The sequence below is a fragment of the Bradyrhizobium icense genome (assembly GCF_001693385.1).
In the GTDB taxonomy this organism is placed as follows: domain Bacteria; phylum Pseudomonadota; class Alphaproteobacteria; order Rhizobiales; family Xanthobacteraceae; genus Bradyrhizobium; species Bradyrhizobium icense.
Genome location: NZ_CP016428.1, coordinates 5,178,905 through 5,198,754 on the forward strand (window position 1 = coordinate 5,178,905; position 19,850 = coordinate 5,198,754).

Annotated in this window: 17 protein-coding genes; all 17 read right to left on the reverse strand. The window is 59.3% G+C overall.

Features of this window, described 5'->3' with window-relative positions; translation table 11 throughout:
• The 17 genes from istA to LMTR13_RS24590 all read right to left on the reverse strand — a co-directional run bounded on the left by istA (window position 1) and on the right by LMTR13_RS24590 (window position 19,660).
• Window positions 1-1,761, reverse strand: a complete 1,761-nt coding sequence (gene istA, locus LMTR13_RS24505; protein WP_156795757.1) for an IS21 family transposase — start codon at window positions 1,759-1,761, stop codon at window positions 1-3.
• Between the two features lie 920 nt (window positions 1,762-2,681).
• Window positions 2,682-2,867 carry a hypothetical protein gene (locus LMTR13_RS41850; protein WP_065730047.1) on the reverse strand — a complete coding sequence of 62 codons (186 nt, stop codon included), beginning with the start codon at window positions 2,865-2,867 and terminating at the stop codon, window positions 2,682-2,684.
• 396 nt (window positions 2,868-3,263) lie between these two features.
• Window positions 3,264-4,376, reverse strand: coding sequence for an alanine dehydrogenase (gene ald, locus LMTR13_RS24525; RefSeq protein ID WP_065730048.1), 1,113 nt, complete (start codon window positions 4,374-4,376; stop codon window positions 3,264-3,266).
• A 526-nt stretch (window positions 4,377-4,902) separates the two neighbouring features.
• Entirely contained in the window at window positions 4,903-6,456 is a 1,554-nt protein-coding gene (locus LMTR13_RS24530; protein WP_083219179.1) for a PAS domain-containing sensor histidine kinase, read from the reverse strand.
• 565 nt (window positions 6,457-7,021) lie between these two features.
• Window positions 7,022-8,281, reverse strand: coding sequence for a Glu/Leu/Phe/Val family dehydrogenase (locus LMTR13_RS24535; protein ID WP_065730050.1), 1,260 nt, complete (start codon window positions 8,279-8,281; stop codon window positions 7,022-7,024).
• Between the two features lie 809 nt (window positions 8,282-9,090).
• Window positions 9,091-9,873, reverse strand: a complete 783-nt coding sequence (locus tag LMTR13_RS24545; protein ID WP_065730052.1) for an SDR family NAD(P)-dependent oxidoreductase — start codon at window positions 9,871-9,873, stop codon at window positions 9,091-9,093.
• Complete coding sequence (locus LMTR13_RS24550; protein WP_065730053.1) at window positions 9,870-10,190, reverse strand: hypothetical protein; 321 nt, start codon at window positions 10,188-10,190, stop codon at window positions 9,870-9,872. Before LMTR13_RS24550 ends, LMTR13_RS24545 begins: the two co-directional genes overlap by 4 nt.
• Before the next feature lie 347 nt (window positions 10,191-10,537).
• Window positions 10,538-11,593 carry an LLM class flavin-dependent oxidoreductase gene (locus LMTR13_RS24555; RefSeq protein ID WP_083219180.1) on the reverse strand — a complete coding sequence of 352 codons (1,056 nt, stop codon included), beginning with the start codon at window positions 11,591-11,593 and terminating at the stop codon, window positions 10,538-10,540.
• A gap of 443 nt (window positions 11,594-12,036) precedes the next feature.
• Window positions 12,037-13,662: an ABC transporter substrate-binding protein gene (locus tag LMTR13_RS24560; RefSeq protein WP_065730055.1), complete on the reverse strand. Its 1,626-nt coding sequence runs from the start codon at window positions 13,660-13,662 to the stop codon at window positions 12,037-12,039.
• Window positions 13,663-13,864: 202 nt separating this feature from the next.
• Window positions 13,865-14,548, reverse strand: a complete 684-nt coding sequence (locus LMTR13_RS24565) for a GntR family transcriptional regulator (RefSeq protein WP_065730056.1) — start codon at window positions 14,546-14,548, stop codon at window positions 13,865-13,867.
• A 176-nt stretch (window positions 14,549-14,724) separates the two neighbouring features.
• Window positions 14,725-15,585, reverse strand: a complete 861-nt coding sequence (locus LMTR13_RS42715; RefSeq protein WP_236843084.1) for an ATP-binding protein — start codon at window positions 15,583-15,585, stop codon at window positions 14,725-14,727.
• Window positions 15,534-16,445: a helicase HerA domain-containing protein gene (locus tag LMTR13_RS42720; protein ID WP_236843091.1), complete on the reverse strand. Its 912-nt coding sequence runs from the start codon at window positions 16,443-16,445 to the stop codon at window positions 15,534-15,536. The genes LMTR13_RS42715 and LMTR13_RS42720 overlap by 52 nt, the downstream gene beginning before the upstream one ends.
• Complete coding sequence (locus LMTR13_RS42725) at window positions 16,435-16,638, reverse strand: hypothetical protein (RefSeq protein WP_236843093.1); 204 nt, start codon at window positions 16,636-16,638, stop codon at window positions 16,435-16,437. Before LMTR13_RS42725 ends, LMTR13_RS42720 begins: the two co-directional genes overlap by 11 nt.
• Complete coding sequence (locus LMTR13_RS24575) at window positions 16,592-17,383, reverse strand: SIR2 family protein (protein ID WP_236843095.1); 792 nt, start codon at window positions 17,381-17,383, stop codon at window positions 16,592-16,594. The genes LMTR13_RS42725 and LMTR13_RS24575 overlap by 47 nt, the downstream gene beginning before the upstream one ends.
• Window positions 17,384-17,744: 361 nt before the next feature.
• Window positions 17,745-18,761, reverse strand: coding sequence for a nucleotidyl transferase AbiEii/AbiGii toxin family protein (locus LMTR13_RS24580; RefSeq protein WP_065730057.1), 1,017 nt, complete (start codon window positions 18,759-18,761; stop codon window positions 17,745-17,747).
• A complete protein-coding gene (locus tag LMTR13_RS24585) occupies window positions 18,754-19,347 on the reverse strand; it encodes a DUF6088 family protein (RefSeq protein ID WP_065730058.1) in 594 nt (197 codons plus the stop codon). Before LMTR13_RS24585 ends, LMTR13_RS24580 begins: the two co-directional genes overlap by 8 nt.
• An 82-nt stretch (window positions 19,348-19,429) precedes the next feature.
• A complete protein-coding gene (locus tag LMTR13_RS24590; protein ID WP_065730059.1) occupies window positions 19,430-19,660 on the reverse strand; it encodes a hypothetical protein in 231 nt (76 codons plus the stop codon).
• Window positions 19,661-19,850 lie beyond the last annotated feature (190 nt).

Below are 19,850 nucleotides of genomic sequence, written 5' to 3' on the forward strand. Positions count from 1 at the left end.
TCATTCCGAAGGATCTCCTGTGGAGGTTGAAAGGCGGAGTTGATCGGCAATCAAGGTCTCGGCAGGAGCGCTCGCGTCGGCGGAGCTGGCCGGGGTTGCGGAGACGACGCGAGCGCGGTTTGGTGCACGCTGATCATCGCCGGTGTTGATGGGCCGGCTCTCGTTGCTGGCACGGTTCTGGGCGCCGAGGCGAAAGAGATCGCCGTATTCGGCCGCGGGACGGATCAGTGCATGATCCTGCGTCAGCGGCAGCGTGAGTTGTGGTGCTTGATCAAGGTGCTCGAGCGCCTGCTCGAACAATCGCTCGACGAGGGCGCGCACCTGTTTGTAGCGATGGATGTGATGACGCACCGCGTGATCGCAGGCCTGTTCGACGAGCCGGGCGGGATACTTCTTCGCAAGTCCGACAATGCCCCACATCGCGCGTTGCCCGACGCGGCCTTCGGTGTCGAACAGGCGCTGACAGAGCGCCTTCGCTTGCGGTCCGATGTCGCCGGCGCTTGCCAGCAGGAAGCCGGTCTGACGGGATGGATTGAACGGGCGCTCCTTGTCCGGCAGTTTGAGCGAACCCGGCCGTGCGGCGCGGGCATGAACGCGCAGCAGCGCCTGGGTGCTGCGGTCGCGGATCTCGATCGTGCTCTCGTAGAGGCGGACCACGACCTGGCTGCCGATCGGCGCGGGGCGTGCGGCGTAGTCGCTATGATCCACCCGCACGGTGGTGTCGTCATAGACGGTGCGCACGAGCTCGGAGAAATAACGGAAGCCGGTCGCGGGCAATGGCTGCAGATGCGGCTTCTCCTCCTGGAACATGGCCTCGACCTGACGCCTGGTGCTGCCATGAATGCGTTTGGAAGCCCAGTTCGTCTCCCAGTGCTCCAGAAACCCGTTCTGAGCCTCGAGTGACTCGAAGCGCCGCCCGGCGAGCGCGGTGCCCTGGGTGTGCTGGATCGCGTTCTCCACGGTCCCCTTGCGGTTCGGGTCCCGCACCCGTGCCGGATCGGCCACGACGCCGTAATGCGCGAGCACCGCGCCGTAGAGCCGGTTGAGCTCGGGCTCGTACAGGTCGGGCGTGATGACGCCTTCCTTGAGATTATCGAGCACGACATAGCCGGCGGCGCCGCCGAAATACCGGAAAGCCTCTTCGTGGAGCTGTGCCCAGATCTGCTGGCTCGACTTCCAGACCACCCGCCGGAAGCTGCGCCGCGAGTAGCGCAGGGTCATCACGAACAGGCGCGGCCGGCGGTAACGACCGCTCTTCGGATCACGGGTCAGCGCGCCTTCGCCATAATCGACCTGAGCTTCCTCGCCGGGGGCAAACTCGAGACGGTCAAACTGTTGGGGATCGCTGTGGCGCAAGGCGCGCACGAAACGCTTGACGCTCTCATAGCTCGCCGTGAAGCCGAACTGGTCTACCAGATCCTGGTAGATCGCCTGCGCATTGCGCTTCAGACGGACCTGCTGTTCGATCCATTCCCGATGCGGTTCACAGGCGGAGCGGGCGAAATCAAACGACTTGGCGGCCACCGTCGCTCCGATAGCCGGCGGTCGCGGAGGTGGGGGAGTTTGGCCATCGGCGGCCTCGGAGCCGGCGGTCACCCCGGGGGAATTTGCCTCCGCCGCTCGCCGGGACATGAAAATCGCCTGGTAGCGCCGGATCGTCTTGCGGTCGATCCCCGTCAGCCGCTGGATCTCTCGTTGGCTCGTCTGGCGCTCAAGTAACGTAAATACGGTGCTTTGCAGGTGCGGCTTCAAGACGTTCAACTCCCCGTCCCCTCTTCCCTAAAAGGGGGCGAAAATAAACGTCCTGCTACGCGCTTGGCGGCCGATCAGCCGCCCAGCCAGGCGGAATCAGGTGGGGGAGTTTGAGGTGACCACACCCGGGGGATTTTGACCGACCGTCGGGGTACCGTTGCTTCCACGTCTCCATGAGACGCGTTTTGTGGCCCTGCATGAACGGCGCGTCCCATGGAATCCAAATGTTCTCGCCACTCTTCTTCCGAAGCGCGGAATTGTGATCGTATGCAAATTGGAGATTTTCCAGCGTCGCAGCCGGCGTTGCTCTCCCATCAAGACCAAGACTGATGTAATTGAAGTGCTTTTCGATGCGTCCGATCCGCTGCATCAGGTCAGTCTTGAGCGACACTCCCAACGAGACCGCACTGCGAGGCAGCGCCGCAAGTAGCGCAGCAGCTAGCGGCTCCCGATGATGGAAGGCCATCGATCCTGGTCCACCACGGTCCGGAACGTATCTTCTGACATGCTCACTGAGCTTGAAATCACGCCCCCACCCTATCGACCATGGCCCCATCTTCGGAAGGAACGCGCACGCGGGTTGAAAGTATTGTTGAGCGATCGGCCGCAGAATTTCCTCGTGGCGCAATCCGACATGATACAGTTCATTACGGTAGCCATGCGCTATCGCATCTTGGGACTAAGCGGAGTCCTATCCTTTCCGGTGCCGTGGGCAGCGTATTGTTCGCACGATCGGTGAATGAGCAATTCCGTGGCGTTATCGATCAGGATCAGCGCCAAGCGGCTGTTGATCGGCTGATCGACGGCAATCTCCGCAACCGCCATGTCCAACTGTTCGATGATAGTCGAAAAGAATTTCACGGGCTCTTGCCCCTCGTATCCATTGGCGCCGTGCGACAGGCGACACTCCCGCTTTCCAAAACGACGCCTCAAAAGTACGAGACATTGCTGCTCGTTTGCTCGTCCTTGGTGTAGACGCTTGGCGAGGCCAGTCCGGGCAGATCCGGATCGCTGACTGTCATATAGAGACGAAGCTTGTCGGGGCGTGAAAATAGCTTGGAGCTTCCCCGCAATGAAGCGTCTTCATCCTCCGTGATTGCATCGACATGCCTCATTACGGCCAGCTTCGGCTCGAAGTAATCCGTCGCCTCGCGACGTGGCGATTTGCTTCAAGGATCGCTCGCCATCCGGACTGTGCTCCATAGGATAAGACGTCGAAGCCCTGTCGCTCGATAACCGACCCGAGCAGGGCGATGCTGTTGCCGAGATTGTTCAGCGAACTTAGGCCTCGTTATCCGGTTCTTGTCCATCGGGTCGCGGATTTGCTCCACGCTTTCTTCAGACCCCACCTCACGATGACGCCCTTGCGCTTCGCTAACCCTTCGCCACCATCAGGCTAGGTAGAGGACGTCCACCCCCAAGCTGTCGTTCATACTCGGCACACAAAAAAGGGGCCACTCCGATGGAGTGGCCCAAGTCAGGGAGGAAACGCCCTTGAGGGGCCTCTGGGATCAGGCCGCAGCCTGTTCGATCGGTGAAAATGGCAGGCCGAGGCTCTCGGCCACGGCCCTATAAGTCAGCCGGCCCCGATAGACATTGAGGCCTGCGCGCAGATGCGGATTTTCGAGGACGGCTGCAAATCCCTGGTTGGCGAGTGCCAAACCAAATGGCAGCGTGGCATTATTCAGGGCCTGGCTCGAGGTAAGCGGGACCGCTCCGGGCATGTTGGCGACACAGTAATGAATGACGCCGTCGATCTCGTAAGTTGGATCAGCATGCGTCGTCGGACGCGATGTCTCGAAGCATCCGCCTTGATCGATAGCAACATCCACGATCACCGAGCCTTTGCGCATCGAGCTCAACATGCCGCGGCTGACCAGTTTCGGCGCGCTCGCGCCGGGAACGAGCACCGCACCGATTACAACATCGGCCGCAAATACTTCCTCCTCAACGGCGTCAATTGTCGAAAACCTGGTACGAACCCGACCTTCGAACAGCTCATCTAGCTCACGAAGCCGAGGTATCGACCGGTCGAGGATAGTGACCTCGGCACCCAAGCCCGCCGCCATCCGTGCCGCATGCGTACCGACAACGCCGCCTCCAATCACCACGATCCGAGCTGGCTGGACACCTGGCACCCCACCGATCAATAGCCCCCGCCCGCCGGCATACCGCTTCAGGGCCGTACCGGCCGCCTCGATTGCAAGCCTGCCCGCAACCTCGCTCATCGGCGCAAGCAGCGGAAGGCCGCCATCCGCATCAGTCACGGTCTCGTAGGCGATTGCGGTGCACCCAGACTTCATGAGGCCCGTGGCCTGTTCCGGATCCGGCGCCAGATGCAGATAGGTGAAGAGAATCTGGTTCTCTCGCAACTGCGCCCATTCGGAAGATTGGGGCTCCTTGACCTTTATGATCATCTCGCTCGATGCAAATATCTCATGAGCGGAGTCCAGAATCGTTGCGCCGGCCTTGCGATAATTGTCGTCTGTGGTGCCAATTCCAGCGCCGGCATTGGTTTCGACCAGCACGCTGTGACCGGCGGCCACATATTCGCGGACGGCTCCAGGCGTAAGGCCCACGCGGTATTCGTGCGTCTTGATTTCCTTGGGAACACCGATCTTCACCTGCAATCTCCGTACTTGGACAACCTTATCTAGTCGGAAGATCGGTTTGTTTTCCTGCAAACTTGCGAAGCAAGCGCTATGTGGAGCAGAAATCCAGCAATATTTCGCACTGTTGTGCAGGATTCCAAACAAGAACAGGGCAAGATCAATACGACGATCCACGCCGAGCTTAGCATCAGTGCGACCCAGCGCTCGGATCAGTCACACCGAAGCCTCGAAGCGAATGGGATTTTACTGCGATGGCACCGACAGCCCACGCCATAAGACGAAGGAACATCAGAGGGCACCTACCGATAATTGAGTTCAACCGGTTGCCTCAACAACACCGACCCGACATTCCAGAGCGCCTAGTCGATCACGTCTCGTGTCGGACCAAGATGGAGCCGATCTTGCATCAGTGCCGCCCTCCTCGGTTGAGCCAGCGGAGCGCTACCGGCACTCGGAAGTATTTTCGTTGCCTGAGAAGGTTGGCAATACGCCTGTGATACCCTTCCGCCAGCTCCAGCAGGCTACTTGCCATCGAGGCTCATGCTGCTAAGGCGTGGCGCTGTCCATCACCAGAAACGTCGTGTTGTTTTGCAGGCAGGCTAAACTGGAACACAGCCCCCCGCGGTTCATTCGCAGTGACCCATAGCCGTCCCCCATGCGCCTCGATGATCGAGCGACAGATGACCAAGCCCATTCCCATTCCATCCGGCTTGGTGGTGTAAAAGGCCTCGAAGAGGCGGTCGGCGGTGTTCGGGTCCACTCCCGGCCCGGTATCCTGTACAGACACCAGCACGCGGTCAGAGGCGTCGCTTGAAGTGCTAATCCTAAGCTCCTTCGCGTCGTTGGCAAGAGAGCTCATCGCGTCCACGGCGTTCATGATGAGATTAAGAATTACCTGTTGCAGCTGGATCCGATCGCCTTCCACGAGCGGTAAGCTCTTCGCGAGGTCTGTCTGCAGGAAAAGGCCGTGCTTTAGAACTTCGCTCCGAGTCAGGACAATGACATCAAGGACAGCGCTATTAATGTCGATGCTGTTCTTGCGTGGAGGTGCCTTCTTCAGAAGTCCGCGAATCCCGCTAACGACCTCCCCGGCCCGTGCTCCATTGTCAACGATCAGGTCTAGGGACTGACGGACTTCCTGAAGATTGGGCGGATCGGCACCGAGCCAGCGCAAGGCCGCTTGGGCGTTCATTATCACCGCAGCGATTGGCTGATTGACCTCGTGGGCAATCGAGGCCGTGAGTTGCCCCGTGGTCGCGACGCGATTGGCGTGCGCAAGCTCCGCCTGCGCCGATCGCAAGGCTTCCGACGCCAATGCGTAGTCTGTAAGATCGTGAAAGATCGCAAGGATGGCTTCCACGCGATCTGACTTGGAGCGCAGTGGCGAATGGCTTATAGAGATGTATCGTCGAGCGTCAGGGTACGTGAACCAGTCGGCATATCTGACTTCTTCTCCTGCGAAACATCGGTCTTGCTTTGGCTTGACCGTCTGCTCAAAAACCGTGGTTCCTAAGACATCAGCCACGTGCATCCCGATGACATCTTTGGCCGATCTTCCCGAAATGCGTTCGAAGCCCGGATTAACGCGTTGGTACCGATAGTCCCGCCCAATGATGCAGATTGCATCCGGTGAACGCTCAAAAACCAGCTGCGTCAGATGCTCCGCCCGTTTGAGATCGGTGACATCTTGGACCGCCCCGAACAGGCTGAGAGGTCGGCCGGACGCGTCCCTCGTCAGATCACCCTGGCTGTGGACAAACCGCACCTCGCCGTCCGGCCTCACTATCCGATAATCAAGGTCGCAGCGAGAGCCGCCGCGTAGCGTGTGCGCTACTGCTGAGCGCCAGATTGCACGATCCTCCGGATGTAACCGCTCGGTCACTTCCTCAATCGCAATGGTGCCCTCACGCGGCGCGAGCCCGAAGATGCGACATGCTTCATCCGAAAAGGTGATCCGTTCTGTTCTGAGATCGCGTTCCCAGTAGCCGACGTGGGCGATGCGTTGCGCTTGTTCGAGAAGCTCCTCTCTCCGACGCATTTCGTACGGCACCTCGCGCGGAGCAGCGGGACGGATTAATCGTTGCCACAACATGATTGTCCCCTCTACACCATCGCGGATTAAGAAGAGGATTTCTTATGGGTAGCCGATCATACGGCTCATCCCGTTAGAGGATTTGTGATGCCCGGCTCAACCGCCGTCGAGTCGATCGCCAACCCCAGGTACAATCGCGCCTTCGTAGGTCGGCGAACAGTCACGCCGTCAACCTTGCACGTACTCCTGAACAGAACAGTGCCAAAATATAGCTCACTAATTCAATAGGATCAACCGCGCGCCCATACCCGATGACCACGCTAGGGTCTCAAAGGAAGCGGTCGCTACAAGGCAGTTCTTCTTGAATCGGCCCACAGGATCTTCGCAAGTTTTAGTCTACGCACACCGCCCTGCTTTCGATGTCCTGCCCTAAATTTGTCGTTGCCGTCGGCTGCCAAGGCGAGGGAGAAATTAGGAGGGAGTCCGGTTTGCCAGCGGATCCTAAGTAGCATCGAGCACACCAGGAAGACCTTCAAGCCAGTCCCAACACAGAGTTGCTCAGACTTCGCAATTCAGAGCGGGCCGGCTCGTCCTAGCTGCGACACGCAAATATGGAAACGAACAGCTATGGGAACAGCCCACGTGTCTCCTTTGCACTGCGAACACGCTCCACACCTATAGCCATTGCCGCGGTGCGATTGAATATGTTCTCCCGCCCACTTCGTGCCAGTACGCGCTCGAAGGCACGATCCAGAAGTTGATACTCCCGACGCATTACCTCCTCCTCCTCCCAGAATAACCGCTGGAGATCCTGCACCCATTCGAAGTAGCTGACCACCACACCTCCCGAATTGCACAGAATGTCGGGGATGAGGAAGATTTCCTCCTGACGGCCTTCCAGGATCCGATCGGCTTCCGGTGTTGTCGGGCCGTTGGCGCCCTCGGCAAGAATACGGCAGCGCAGCTTGCCCGCTATTTCGGCGTCGATGACCCGTTCCACTGCAGCCGGAACAAGCACGTCACAGGGCATCGTCAGCATCTCTGCTGGGTCTAGAGCGAGCTCGTTGGAGTAGCCATCCAGGCTACCTTGCGAGGCCGCATGTCTGACCAGCTGTGGTATGTCGAGCCCCCGAGACTGATAGAGCGCGCCCGTGTGATCGCTGACCGCGATCACCTTCACCCCCATATTGTGCAGCTCGAGCGCGGCGATCGAACCGACATTTCCAAAGCCTTGAACGACGGCTGTTGCGCCATTGAGTCGGATCTTGAGCTCGTCCGCGGCGCGGCGAACCAAATGAGCCACACCCCGGCCTGTCGCTTCACGGCGACCGAGCGTACCGCCGGCGCTGACAGGTTTGCCTGTCACGATCTCGGTGACGGTTTGGCCCTGATACATCGAGTATGTATCCATGAACCACGCCATGATCTGCTCGTTTGTCCCAAGGTCGGGAGCCATGACATCTGTGTGCGGCCCAACAAAGGGGATCATTTCCTGCATATACCGGCGCGACAGGGCCTCAAGCTCACGCTTTGACAAGCTGGAAGGGTCGACGTTAATTCCGCCCTTGGCGCCACCATATGGCAATCCGACCAGCGCGCACTTCCAGCTCATCCAGATAGCGAGCGCTGCGACTTCGCCGAGGTCAACTGTTGGCGCGAATCTGGTACCCCCTTTTGTCGGGCCAAGCGTCAGGTGGTGCTGCACCCGGTAGCCCTCGAACACCGCCGTTGTGCCGTCATCACGGTGAATTGGACACGACACCGTGACGGATCGCTTCGGCAGCAGTAGGCGGGGTCTTGCGTCATCCGGTATGCCCAGATAATTCGCGATCACCTCGAATTGCTTTACGGCCATCTCAAACACTGGCCCACGGTATGCAGTCACGCTAGCTCCTGAGGCTGGATTTGAAACATCGGCTGCTCATGCGACAGCGCACAAGCTCCCTAGTGCGGGTTGCGCGTTTTGCGATGTGGGGGAGACAATTTATTCAATCAGCAAGATCGCGCCTCGCGGTCACGCCAAAAATACAACCAATGCGACGAAAGCGAGATTGACCAAGGCCGCCACGAATGCCCAACAGCGAATCGCCGCGGGCGAAAATTCAAGACTGTCCTGCGAAGTGTCGACCCAAAGTGGCGGCATTCAAGTTAGCTCCAAGGAGCGGGTTAAGAGACAAACCTGCATAAGAGCAGAACCGCCCACGCCGCCAAAACCGACCGCTTCGAACGCCTTTAGAGCCTTGCCGTTACGCCGACCGAACTCCCAAATGAGGAGCCCTCCTCTCGGCTCCGTCGCAGCTGACAACAGGTGCGTAGGCCGCATCAACATCGCTTCTCGATCCGGCAAGTGGATCCCGCGGGTCGGCCGCTGTTCTACCCCTCACGTTCGATCTCCCATCCAGTGATGACAGAATAACATTCCTAACGCACGATACTCGGCGTTACGCCCGGCATTCCTCCACTATTTCGGTGAAATTCATCGCAGAAGCGCTGGCTTGCGAGGCATTTCTTCAGATCCCGCCGAAAGGCCGATCGAATCGATTTATTGGCCGACAAGTCGAGCAGCTTTGGTTGAACGGCCGAGGGATCGTCCTCGCGCCGGCAAGAGGTAACGTCCTTTTTTGACGTATGCTGCAAGCTGGTAGAGGCGAGGCCTTTTGCAATAGAAAGCAACGGTCTTTCTCCTGCGTACAATTAGCCGGTCGTTGTGAGATTGAGTTTCAGCGTATGCGGCAGCGATCGGCCACCGTCCATGATGATTGATTGTCCCGTCACAGCAGAAAAATCTGGAGTACAGAGAAGGGCTGACATTCGGGCAACCTCCTGTTCCGTCACGAGTCTTGCCAAGGGCGTTTCCGCGATCACGGAGCTCTTGTAGTCGACCATCGTGTCGGTGCGTTCGCTGGCGATCTGGCCGGGCACAATTGCATTGACGGTGACCAGTGGCGCAAATTCGAGCGCGAGGCATTCCGTCAAATGGATGAGAGCCTGTTTGGCAAGGCCATATACCGAATGCGACCGCGCGTAAGCCGAGGTTGCGCTCACATTGATGATCCGTCCCCAACCGGTTCGCTCCATGCCTGCGATCGCGCTTTGAGCGAGCTGGTACGGCGCCCTTACGTTGATCGCCATGACCGTCTCCCACTGCGAGAGGGGCAACGACCGAAACGGCGCATCCGCATAGGGACCTGCATTGTTGACCAGGATGTTGACGTCTCCGAGACGCTCCGCGATGCGCGAAACGAGTGCATACGGCACCTCGGGATCGCTGAGGTGACCCGGAAAGACCGCTGCCTTTCCACCGATTGCAGCGATGCGAGCGCAAACGCTTTCGCCGTCACTTAATGCACGCCGGCAGTGCACTGCGACACGCGCCCCTCGCCTAGCGAGTTCGATGGCGATTGCAGCGCCCGCGCCGGACGAAGAACCGGTGACAAGGGCGACCTTGCCCTCAAGATCTTTTTCGCCCGCACTCATGGATCAATGCTCGTAGACCAGATGAACTTCAGTTTCGACTCGTCTAGATATTTATTGTGTATTAGTTCGATCAGATCCTTGGCGGATGTGGACAGCTCCGCCTCGTAGGCGGCGCGATCGGTTACTTCGATCCGTTCTATATAGTCCCAAGGGCCGCCCTCGAACGGCACCGGTTCGGTCAGACGATGAATCCGATAGCTGGTAATCGTCTTCAGCTTTGCTGTGAACGGATAGTCGATCTCGCGTTCGAATCGCTCGTACTCGTCGCGGTCGATGCCGGGCTTCAATGCGGTCAGGATATAAACGACCGTCGTCATAGTCTGCTCCTTGTAAACTACTGCGACTTAGCGAAAGCGAGAGAACTCTCGCTTTGCGAATCCTTCTTGGCCCTTAGTTCAATCTTTTGAGACGCCTCACTGTTGCCGATCGAGCATCGGGGCCAGTCGCGAATTTCCCTGGATCAGGCTTCGGACTGACCGAATGCCAACGATTCCATCGTTCATCGCCATGGCTCGGCGAATGCTGGGGAGGCGCCGATCTGTCGCGCCTGCTTTTTTATCGAACAAGCTCATCATCTTGGATCTCCCGCCCGTGCCTGCACTACACTCTCAAATGCAATACGCGTGCCCCGTCGATCGGATTCCAACGAAACGAATCGTGAGACCTAAACCGTCCCGTTGTCGGACTCTTTCGCAAAAGCCGTCTCGACAGCGGGCCAGACTTGCGTTCCGAATCGCACAATAACGTCCTCATAGGTGGTGCCAGGAGCCGGAACCGGAAAGATGTTGAAGCCCGTGATGCCGGCGCGGCGAAGGTCAACCATGTGTTGGGTTATTTCCTGCACAGTCCCGCAGAGAGTGAGAGCGTCGACATGCCTGTCGGTGACGAGAGGAAAAAGAGGCGCGAACGGGGCCACCCCGGCAGCATAGGGAACGGGACCAATGGCTTCGACGACATTCTTCGGCAGAGTCAATCCTTGTGCTTCCAGCGTGTAGAACCTCGAATTGGCTTGCGCGATGACCCGTGTCACCGAAGGCCGCAATATATCCCGCGCTTGCTTACCGTCATTAGTGATACAACAATCGAGTCGCGCGACGAGCTTGACCTCGTTCGGAGAACGGCCGGCCTTCCGCGCACCTTCGGCGACCGTCGATGCGAAGGCCTTTGCTTCTTCGACGGAGCCACAGCCCTCCATCATCACGCCGTCGGCGATTGCACCGCCCATTTTCTGGCCCAGCGGTCCGTTGCTAGCGACGCGAACAGGAACACGCGATCGCAGCGGCGCGAAATTCAACCGGCCGCGGTGACACTGAATGATCTCGCCCTGGTAGTCGACCTCCTGCCCGGCCATGAGCTGACGGATCAGATCAACGGCTTCGCGAATGGCGAGCGGGGGCTTGCGCGATTGGATCCCGAGCTCCGCAAAGCCGGAGACGCCGGCGCCGATGCCGAGAATGGCGCGGCCTTCCGAAACTTCATCGAGGGTGCCCAAAGCCATGGCGGTTAGAGCTGGATGGCGCGCGAATGGATCGGTGACGCAGGGACCGAGATTGACGCGCGCGGTTTGCCCCGCCAGAAACGAGAGGCACGAGTAGGTTTCTCGGAAAAATCGCTCATCAGCGAGCCAGACGGTCTCGAATCCGCTCTCTTCGGCAAGCCTGGTGCGAGCCGCAAGGCCAGCCACGGGCTGGTCGCCAAGCATCAACAGTTCTATGGACATCAACTTCTCCGATCATTGTCTTCGGCCGCGCCGGGCAGCTGATCCGGCCGATAGGTGATGGTTGTCTTCAGCCTTCGGCAAAGGGCGTTACGGCGTTAGAACATCTCGTCTCAAGGCCACGCCTATTTGAAGAGGACCTTTCAACTTAAGGGCCAAGAACGGGGCTGCGCCGCTTGCATGGTGGGCAGTGGACGGTGGCTCGTTCTCGATCGGCGAGGGTGAGACGCTGGGCCTTGTCGGCGAAGTTGGCCGCGGCAACTCCACGCAGCACGATGACTGATACGCGTCATGGAACCGATGGGAGGTTAGGATTGTCGGGCAAGAGCTCGATCAGGGACAAACCGATCACCCTGACGCCGAACAAGGTCGGCGCCAGCGGAGTTACTCTACGGGGCACGGAAGCTAAGCACGACATGACTTATTCAGCGCATCCGGGCGTCGCTTCAAGCCAGCTTCATTTTGCTGAAGCGCTCAAAGGAATCCCAATACTTCGCAACGCCCGCGAGCTCGGAACGCGTCACTCTGGCCCAATTGTCGTACCAAAGCAGACCCCAGGCCGCATCATTCAGAAGGATCTTCTGCGCCTCCTTGACCCCGGCCATACGCTTGGCAGGATCAGCCTCGCGCATATTGTCGTCGATTATCTTATCGAGGACCTGATTGGCGTAGGCTCCCTTGTTGGTCGCCGTCGCCTTACTATGGAAGTTCCAATAGAGGTGATAAACTGGATCGTTGATCCAGGATTGCCAGGATTCAATCGACAGCTCATGCCCGCCGCTCGATGACAGCTGGCGGAAGGTTGCGTCGGTCTCCTTCTCGATGCTGACTTGAAAGCCGATTTTCTCCAGCTCGCGCTGGATCCAAATCGCTGCCTGCTCGTGTGGCGCATAGCCCACACGGACCGCAAGCTTTACTGGGATTGGTCCTGAGCCGTGACCCGCTTCGGCCATCAATGACTTGGCCTTGCCGACATCATATTTGTACGGCGAGAGCGAACCGTCATAGCCGGGGGTCTGAGCTGCGATCGGGCTTTTCATCTGCTCGCCATAGCCGTAAAGGACGTTTGGGATGATCGCGTGGATCGGCATCGCGTAGTTGATCGCTTGACGAACCTTCACGTTGTCGAACGGCTTCTTTTTCAGATTCATGCAGAGGAAATTGCAGTTGGTGTCGGGCAGAGACACCACGGTGAGGCCCGGCGCGCCCTCGAGATTCTTGAGATTTTTGGGCGACATCGAGTTAGGGCCGACCACCATATCGATGGCCTTGCGCTTGAGCAGCAGAATCCGGTCCGCCTCATTGGACGCATATTTGATGACGATGCGCCTGAAATACGGTGCCGGTCCCCAATAACCGGGGGTCGCTTCCAGGATCACCTCGACGCCCGGATTGTTGCTCACGGGTTTGTAGGGCCCAAGCCCGGCCGTGTTGCGCTTGAGCCATTGAGCGGCCCAGGGGTCGTCGGCAGTCGCGTGTAGCTTGATCTCGTCGGGATCAAGAAGTGCGTTGTTGGACAGGGCGAGCACATCGAGCAACATAGCGCTTGGTGCCGGCAGGTTGATGGCAAAGGTGCTGTCGTCGCGAACCTCGAACTGATCTGCCTGCGTCACCCCGATCATGGTCGGAAAGATGAGCCGCATATAGCCGGGTGATTGCAGTCCGCGGTCAAAGAGATATTTCACCGCCTGGGCATTGACCGGCCGGCCGCTCGGAAACTTCAAGCCTTGTCGGATCTTTACGACAAGGGTCTTACCGTCATTCTCAAATTTCCAGCTTTCGCCGATGCCACCGATGAAAACACCGGGTTTGGAAATCGACAGGTTAGGCGACCCGGTGACTGGCTCCGCCCCCCAGCCCAGCACCGTGTCGTAGATGTTTGCCTGAACGATGTAGGCGCCATCGGACTTGAACTGCGACGGATCGAAGGAATCGATATCGGCGCCCCAGGCGACGGTGAGGGTCGGAACAGCCTGCGCATGTGCAGGTCCGGTAAGAAGGTCCGGCGTGAACATCGCGCTTCCACTCGCCGCCAGCTTGAGGAAGTTGCGGCGCGACTGGTTTCCAAACATTCAAGTCCCCCTGCCTAGATTGTCGATTTGAGTGAACAAGCTCGAAGTATGGTTTGGCCTGGGTAAGCCTCAGGCAGCCTCCTGCAAAGGAGCAGCGACGAAGTTCGCCTGCCTCAGTACAGACTTACCGAAGGTGACGCCGAACAACACCCAGCGATCAGGTCGCGCAACTCGGGATAAAGTACCAGACGCTGCACGACACTCATGCCGACACATCTCGGCGCCTGCGCTTTGGAGCAGCGACCGATCGAGCCTTTTCCGGTTTGTCGATAACGCGCGACAGACAATTGGCCGCCTGCATGATGTCATCGGTCACAGCCGCGCGAGCGGCGGGACCGTCTCGATGCATCAGCGCATCGAGGATGCGGCGGTGCGCGTCCATGGAGCGCCGCAGGTGCGTGGCGTCGGGTGCAACGAGCACGAAGCAAGGACCGATCAGGACCCAGAAATTCTCGACCGCACCAAGGATGATGGGCGCTTGAGCGATCTCATAAATCCGCCGGTGAAAGGCGAAATTCGCCGATAGATAACCGGGCACATTGAGCGCGTCGGCGGCTGCCTGGAGGCGATCATAGAGCTGCGTGATTTCGGCATCATCAACGCCCGTCATGCGGGAGGCTGCGCGCTCGGCCAGGAGCCCCTCAAGCGCCACCCGTGCATCGCGCACATCGCGCAGTTGCGCCCCCGACAGCTGAACCACGCTCAGCCGCGCCGTGTCGCTGAACTCGAATGCGCCTTCAGCCTGTAGGCGGCGCAACGCCTCGCGCACCGGCATCGGGCTCGAGCCCAGTGCCTCGGCAAGACCACGAATTGTCAGCCTCTGGCCCGGCGCGAAGCGGCCGGCCATCACGCCGTCGCGCAAATGACGGTAAACCTGATCTGCCATCGAATCCCGCGCAACAGACGGCAGTGGCGGCAGCGGCTTAGTATCCTTCACCTTCGCACTCCCCCGTTTTGATCCTAGATATGTGATCACAAATTGATGCCACCGTCAAGCTATCTCCCTGCCCGCTCCTTTGGAACGCAGCCGCTTGCGACCATCAAGCGCAGGATAGTGGCTCTTCAACTCGAGCTGGGCAAGCCTGACGTGTCAATAACTGAGTTACTGGAGCACGAATTCGACTCCGATTTTCGCCCCTCTTTGGCAATCCGCTCATAGACCCTACTAGCATCTATGGCATAGCGAGACGGCTTCTCCGCGATGTACCGATGTGCTTCCTCGAGCAGCAGATGGATCGGAAACCGGTTCCGGGGATCTGCTTGCCGGAGCAAGCGGAAGGTCATTCTAGCGAGCACCGACGCTACGAGTTCGACAACCTCGTCCTCCACCGCATTCATATCGATGATCACGATCTGGTTGCGCTTGACCCAACCCGCTCCATCGCGCGCCAAACCGAGGAGCTGCTCAAGGAAGTTTTCGAGCGACGGCCCGGCTTGGTTTCCTTGAAGGTCGTAGCGCAGGAACGCATATTCAAGCCGCTCCTCGAGCGACTTGAAACGTGTCAGCATCTGCGAGCAATAATCGCGGATCTGACGGTTGCCATGGGCCTCTTCGTATAGGATCGCCAGGTCGAGCGCCTCTCCTAACGCGGAAAATTCAAAGGGAAGGTTGGCATATGCCGGGAACTTCAGGCCCTCGATGATAAATCCGCCGCCGTTGGCGTTCCCTAACAAATAAGTTGTCAGACCGGCAGGGTTGGCCATCTGCCCGAAGCCGATCTTGATAAATGGCGCGATCTTTTGGTTGTTGATCTCCGGCGTGTTGAATCTTTGCAGCAGACCGACCATGCGATCATGTTTTGACGGGCTGCCTGTATCGTCGCGAAGAATCTGGCTCAAGCAAGTAGCGAGAATGTGGTTCTTGATTCCCTTCAGCTCCGCCGCGCTCCCGGCCGAGAACAATGTTGCCAAGCCGAGCGCCATGCGCAGTATATTGGTAGCTGAGTACGTTCGCTAGCCTGGAGAAGCAGCTCCCATTCCGACTGCTCTAAAAACCAATGTGGTAGACGAAAGCGCTCCTTGCTGGCGGTGCCATCCAGAATGACATGATCCTCGCCGATTTGCTTGCCTTCGGAGAGCGGCGACAGCGCCTTCGCATATTCTCCATTGACGTCGAATACGACGAACGTTGCACCGCGAGCATGGTGTTCTTCCGCCTTTTCGAACAAGGATTGAAGCACCAATGCGACAGTGCAGGACTTCCCACTACCGGTGTTTCCCAAGACGGCAGTGTGTCCGCCGAAGAAATCATCGATCCTGACCTTGACGTCGTAACCCTCGAATATGACGGATCGGCCAATCGTCAATGCGCGATAGCGGGTTGCCCCAGGAGGCGTGGGCGGAACATTGTCGATCGGGGGTGTAGGCTCAGAAGGATGATCGGTTTCGAAAACTCGATCCAGTTCCGCGTCGAGCGCATACAGCGCATCGGCATAGAGTGACGGGAACACCGAGACGCCGAAGCGAAACCTCTCGCGCCGATCTTGTGGCAACATGCCGACGGGAACGACATCGAGATACTTTGCCGAGGAAGCCTTATCGAGCTCCCCTTCACTGCGACTAACATGACCAACGTCGCGCTCGCGCAGGCCGACGACCTCGACAACCACGTACTCGGTTTGCACCGCGACCATCAGGAACGATCCGAGCCTGGCGACATAGTGAACGTCGTCAAAGCCGACGACGGTGAAGTTGTCGGTGCCCGCATGCATCTCAATTACGAAGCGGTCGGCTGCAACCGAGACCACCTTGCCTATTGCGCGCGTCCGATCGTCACGACTCATCGTCTTCCTCCCCCTTCTGGGGAGCCGCGGCCTCCTTCTTTGGAGCCATCGCCTCGATCACCTTGCGAACCGCGTCATCAATGCGCTCGCTCGGGCGTTGCGGCATGAACTCTTCGATAATGGTGTCGAAGTAGTGGGCTTTACGGTCAGCGCTGCGTCCGGCCCCCCCCGATGATCCAAATTCGAGGATCATTCAGTGCGCGAAGCTTGGCAATCTCACCGTCCAGATCTGGATCGACAAAGATCACGAGCCGAAACGTGGGTATCGTTAAAGCCTGATAGATGATGTTGTTGATGTGCTCGTCGCCGAACGCATACCCCATCGTAAACAGCACGCTCTGTTCACGAACGATGCGTGATTGAAATTCGCGAAACAGATCGGCATAGGGAGAGCCAAGGCTCGAATTCTGCTTGGCAGGCGTCGGATAGATCATCACCTTTCCCGGTTCTTTGGAGACAGCCGTCTCCCGGATTGGGAAAAGTCCGTGATCGTCCTCTGTCCAACTAATAGACCCGTGAATCTTACATAGATAGACAAAGCCATCCACCGCAGACCTTTTGCGGCTGGTGACATCGAGTTGTTCAGCGAGGGCGTACCGAAACGTTGCCGGATTGAACCGCCTTTCGACAACACCGGAGAAGCCGTTTGTGTATGGCAGGCCAAGCCTATTTATAGCGGTCTCGTTGAAGAGATCGTAGTTCGTGGTGAACACCCAAGGACGCGGAAGGGATCGGTCACGCAGGACAAGCTTGCGGTAGAAGGATTCGTAGAGGCCGATGACCGTGTGGTCGCCATTCGCGAAGGCGCCATTGGTGCATTTGGCCCAAAGAAACGTTTGAACCTTCTTAATGATCGATTCGACAGTCTTGAGTCTCGTTGCGGCGTCACTTAGCGAACTGCGTACCAAGACGAAGCGCAGGCTGAACAGAAGCTCCATCAGCCGCTCTAGATTGCGCGCGTACTCCGCGGCACCGATGTCGATTCCAAACTGCTTCAGCAGAGCATCACGCTCGTCGGCTATCGGAAACGATTGATCGCCTTGGTGCCGCGGTGAATTCTTTGGCGAGCGGCGCCATCGTTGGAATGCCGACCTCCTTGCCATTGACCCACGACGACGAACAGCCGGCCCCCAAGAGGAATGCTACATTCTTGGCGTTTAGGGACTCTGCCAACGCCTTTCTGACAATATCGGCCCCATCGGGCCACTCATGGTCAGCATTCTCGCCATCGACGCCGCTTGAATGTGAGCTTCGATGGCTCCGCCTTGTTCACATCCGCCATCGCGCTCCCCCCAATCTCTATTTCGCCGCCTCGTTTGCTCGGCGCGCGATATCTGCACTGCGCGCCATGAGCACTTCGAAGTTTTCGGCATCGTCCAACAGCAGACCGTCCTCGACCATGCGACCATAGTCTTCTTCCAGCGCTTTCGCGGCATCGCCGCCAGGCACGAGCTGTAGACCGCCATTCACGGCAGCCGCGTAATCGATCGGACTGCGGTCAGCGGCCTTCTCGGCGAAGAACATGCCCTTGTGGCGCGCGACCGCGCTCGCCAGCGCGCGATCCGCGAAAGCCGCTTCCGCAAGACCGGCCTCATCCAGCCGCACGACATCGTGCCAGTGTCGTGCGAAGCGATCGCTGCGAAGCCGCTCCTGCAGGCAGAAGACGTGGATCGCCGTCGCCTTTTCCCAGAAGGTTCGCTCGGCGTGCATCACGCGGGGCCTTGCGGTCGGGAACGTTACGCCTTCGATCAGGCCGGATGCGTCGCAGGCGATATCCCGCAGACTTGCCGGCTCGCCCGTCGATCGCGCGCCGAACTCGAGCATCACGCTCGGCGCCACGTAGCCGGAGCCCGCCGCAATCGGTTCATAGTCGATGAACAGCTTCTCGCCCTCGACGCGGATCGTGGCAACCAACGCCTCCGCCGCCAACGCGCCCGCGATGACCGGCTGCGCGGTTCCCGCCACCCACTCCGGCAGGCGCTTGCGCACCTCGCTCGACCAGCGCTTCTCCTCGCTACGTGTTTTCGGCAACGCCTCGCCATTGGCCTCCACCAGGTCGGGCGCGATCGCCCGGATGTCGTAGGTCAGATCGACGTCCTCGGAAAAACGCCGGATGACCCCGTAGGCCTTCGACAGTGACGTGCCGCCCTTGAACACCAGATGTTGGCCGAGCGCCGATCCGTAGAGCGTGGCGAGCGCCCATACCACCCACACATCCTTCTCAAGGAGGTGCGCCGGTCGTCCCGACTGATCGGCCGCAACGTTCAGCGCCTCGCGGCGATCACCGACCGGGAGGTTGAGAAAGGCGTCAGCCATGCGCCGCCTTTCCCACGCTGCGCGCGAGCCAGGTCGGAAGCTGCGGCGCTGCCGCAACCAGTTCACTGAAAGTGGCCGGCGGGAGCTTGCGCTTCAATGTTTTCAGGGCGGCTTCCACCTTCTCCGGCCCAAGCCAGGCCAGCGCCCGCACCGCCTCGCCCGCCGGCTTGTGAGCCAGGGCGAGTTGCCACCGCGGAGCGTGACGAAGTTCGACGACCTGCTTGCCGAGATTCATCGTTCGGCTCCGGCCGGAGGTCAGATAGACCGACCGAACCGGCACCTGGGTCGTCAGGCCGAGCGTATTGGCCGCCGCCGCCCCGCTCGGGACGATGACTTCGCCGCGCTGGCTGGCGAGCGCCTCGACCGCCTGCTGGACGGAGGGAGCCCGCGTGCCGAACCGGCTCGTGATGGGACGGAGATAAACGCCCCGACCGGCCCGGATCAGTTGGCCCCGCTCGGTCAAACGCGACAAGGCCTGATCCACCGCGGCGCGATTACCGAGGTGGAGCAAGCTCTTAGCCGCCACGGGCGTACCTTCCGGCACCCCTTCGGCATGCGCGAGAATCTGTTCGGTTAACCGTTGCATGGCCGCTCTCCTGTCAGAAATATACGCGGTTTTCTGACAGCTTTCAAGCCGGCGGACGGCCCCCGGCCTCGTCCATTCCGGGCTAAATGAGGGGCGCGCCCTTATCGAGCGGACCGTCGAGGAAGTCCTCCCGCGAGCCGATCGGTCCCGCGAGCGTCGCGAGGATCAGCGCCTCGACGACCTGGCGGGCCAACGCCCGCGCCGTCACCCGCTCTTTCGTCGAAATGGCCATCATGGCGCACCCATGCAGGAAGGTGCTCCGCACGTCGAAGAGTTGCTCATACTGGTCGGCGAAGCGTCGATCGCCCAGCAAGCCAGCTACCCGTCCCCGCATTCTGTTCGTGGCGCGCATCCCTTTGTGGCGGTCAGACACCAGACGACCGTCGCGCCATCTGTAATCGCGGCCTCCATCTCCTTACGCCGGTCCTCGCCATCGAAGGCAACTCAGCTCGCATTCTCGATGTTCGAGAGCAACGGTGTCTATGCTCTGCTTCTCGGCTCTG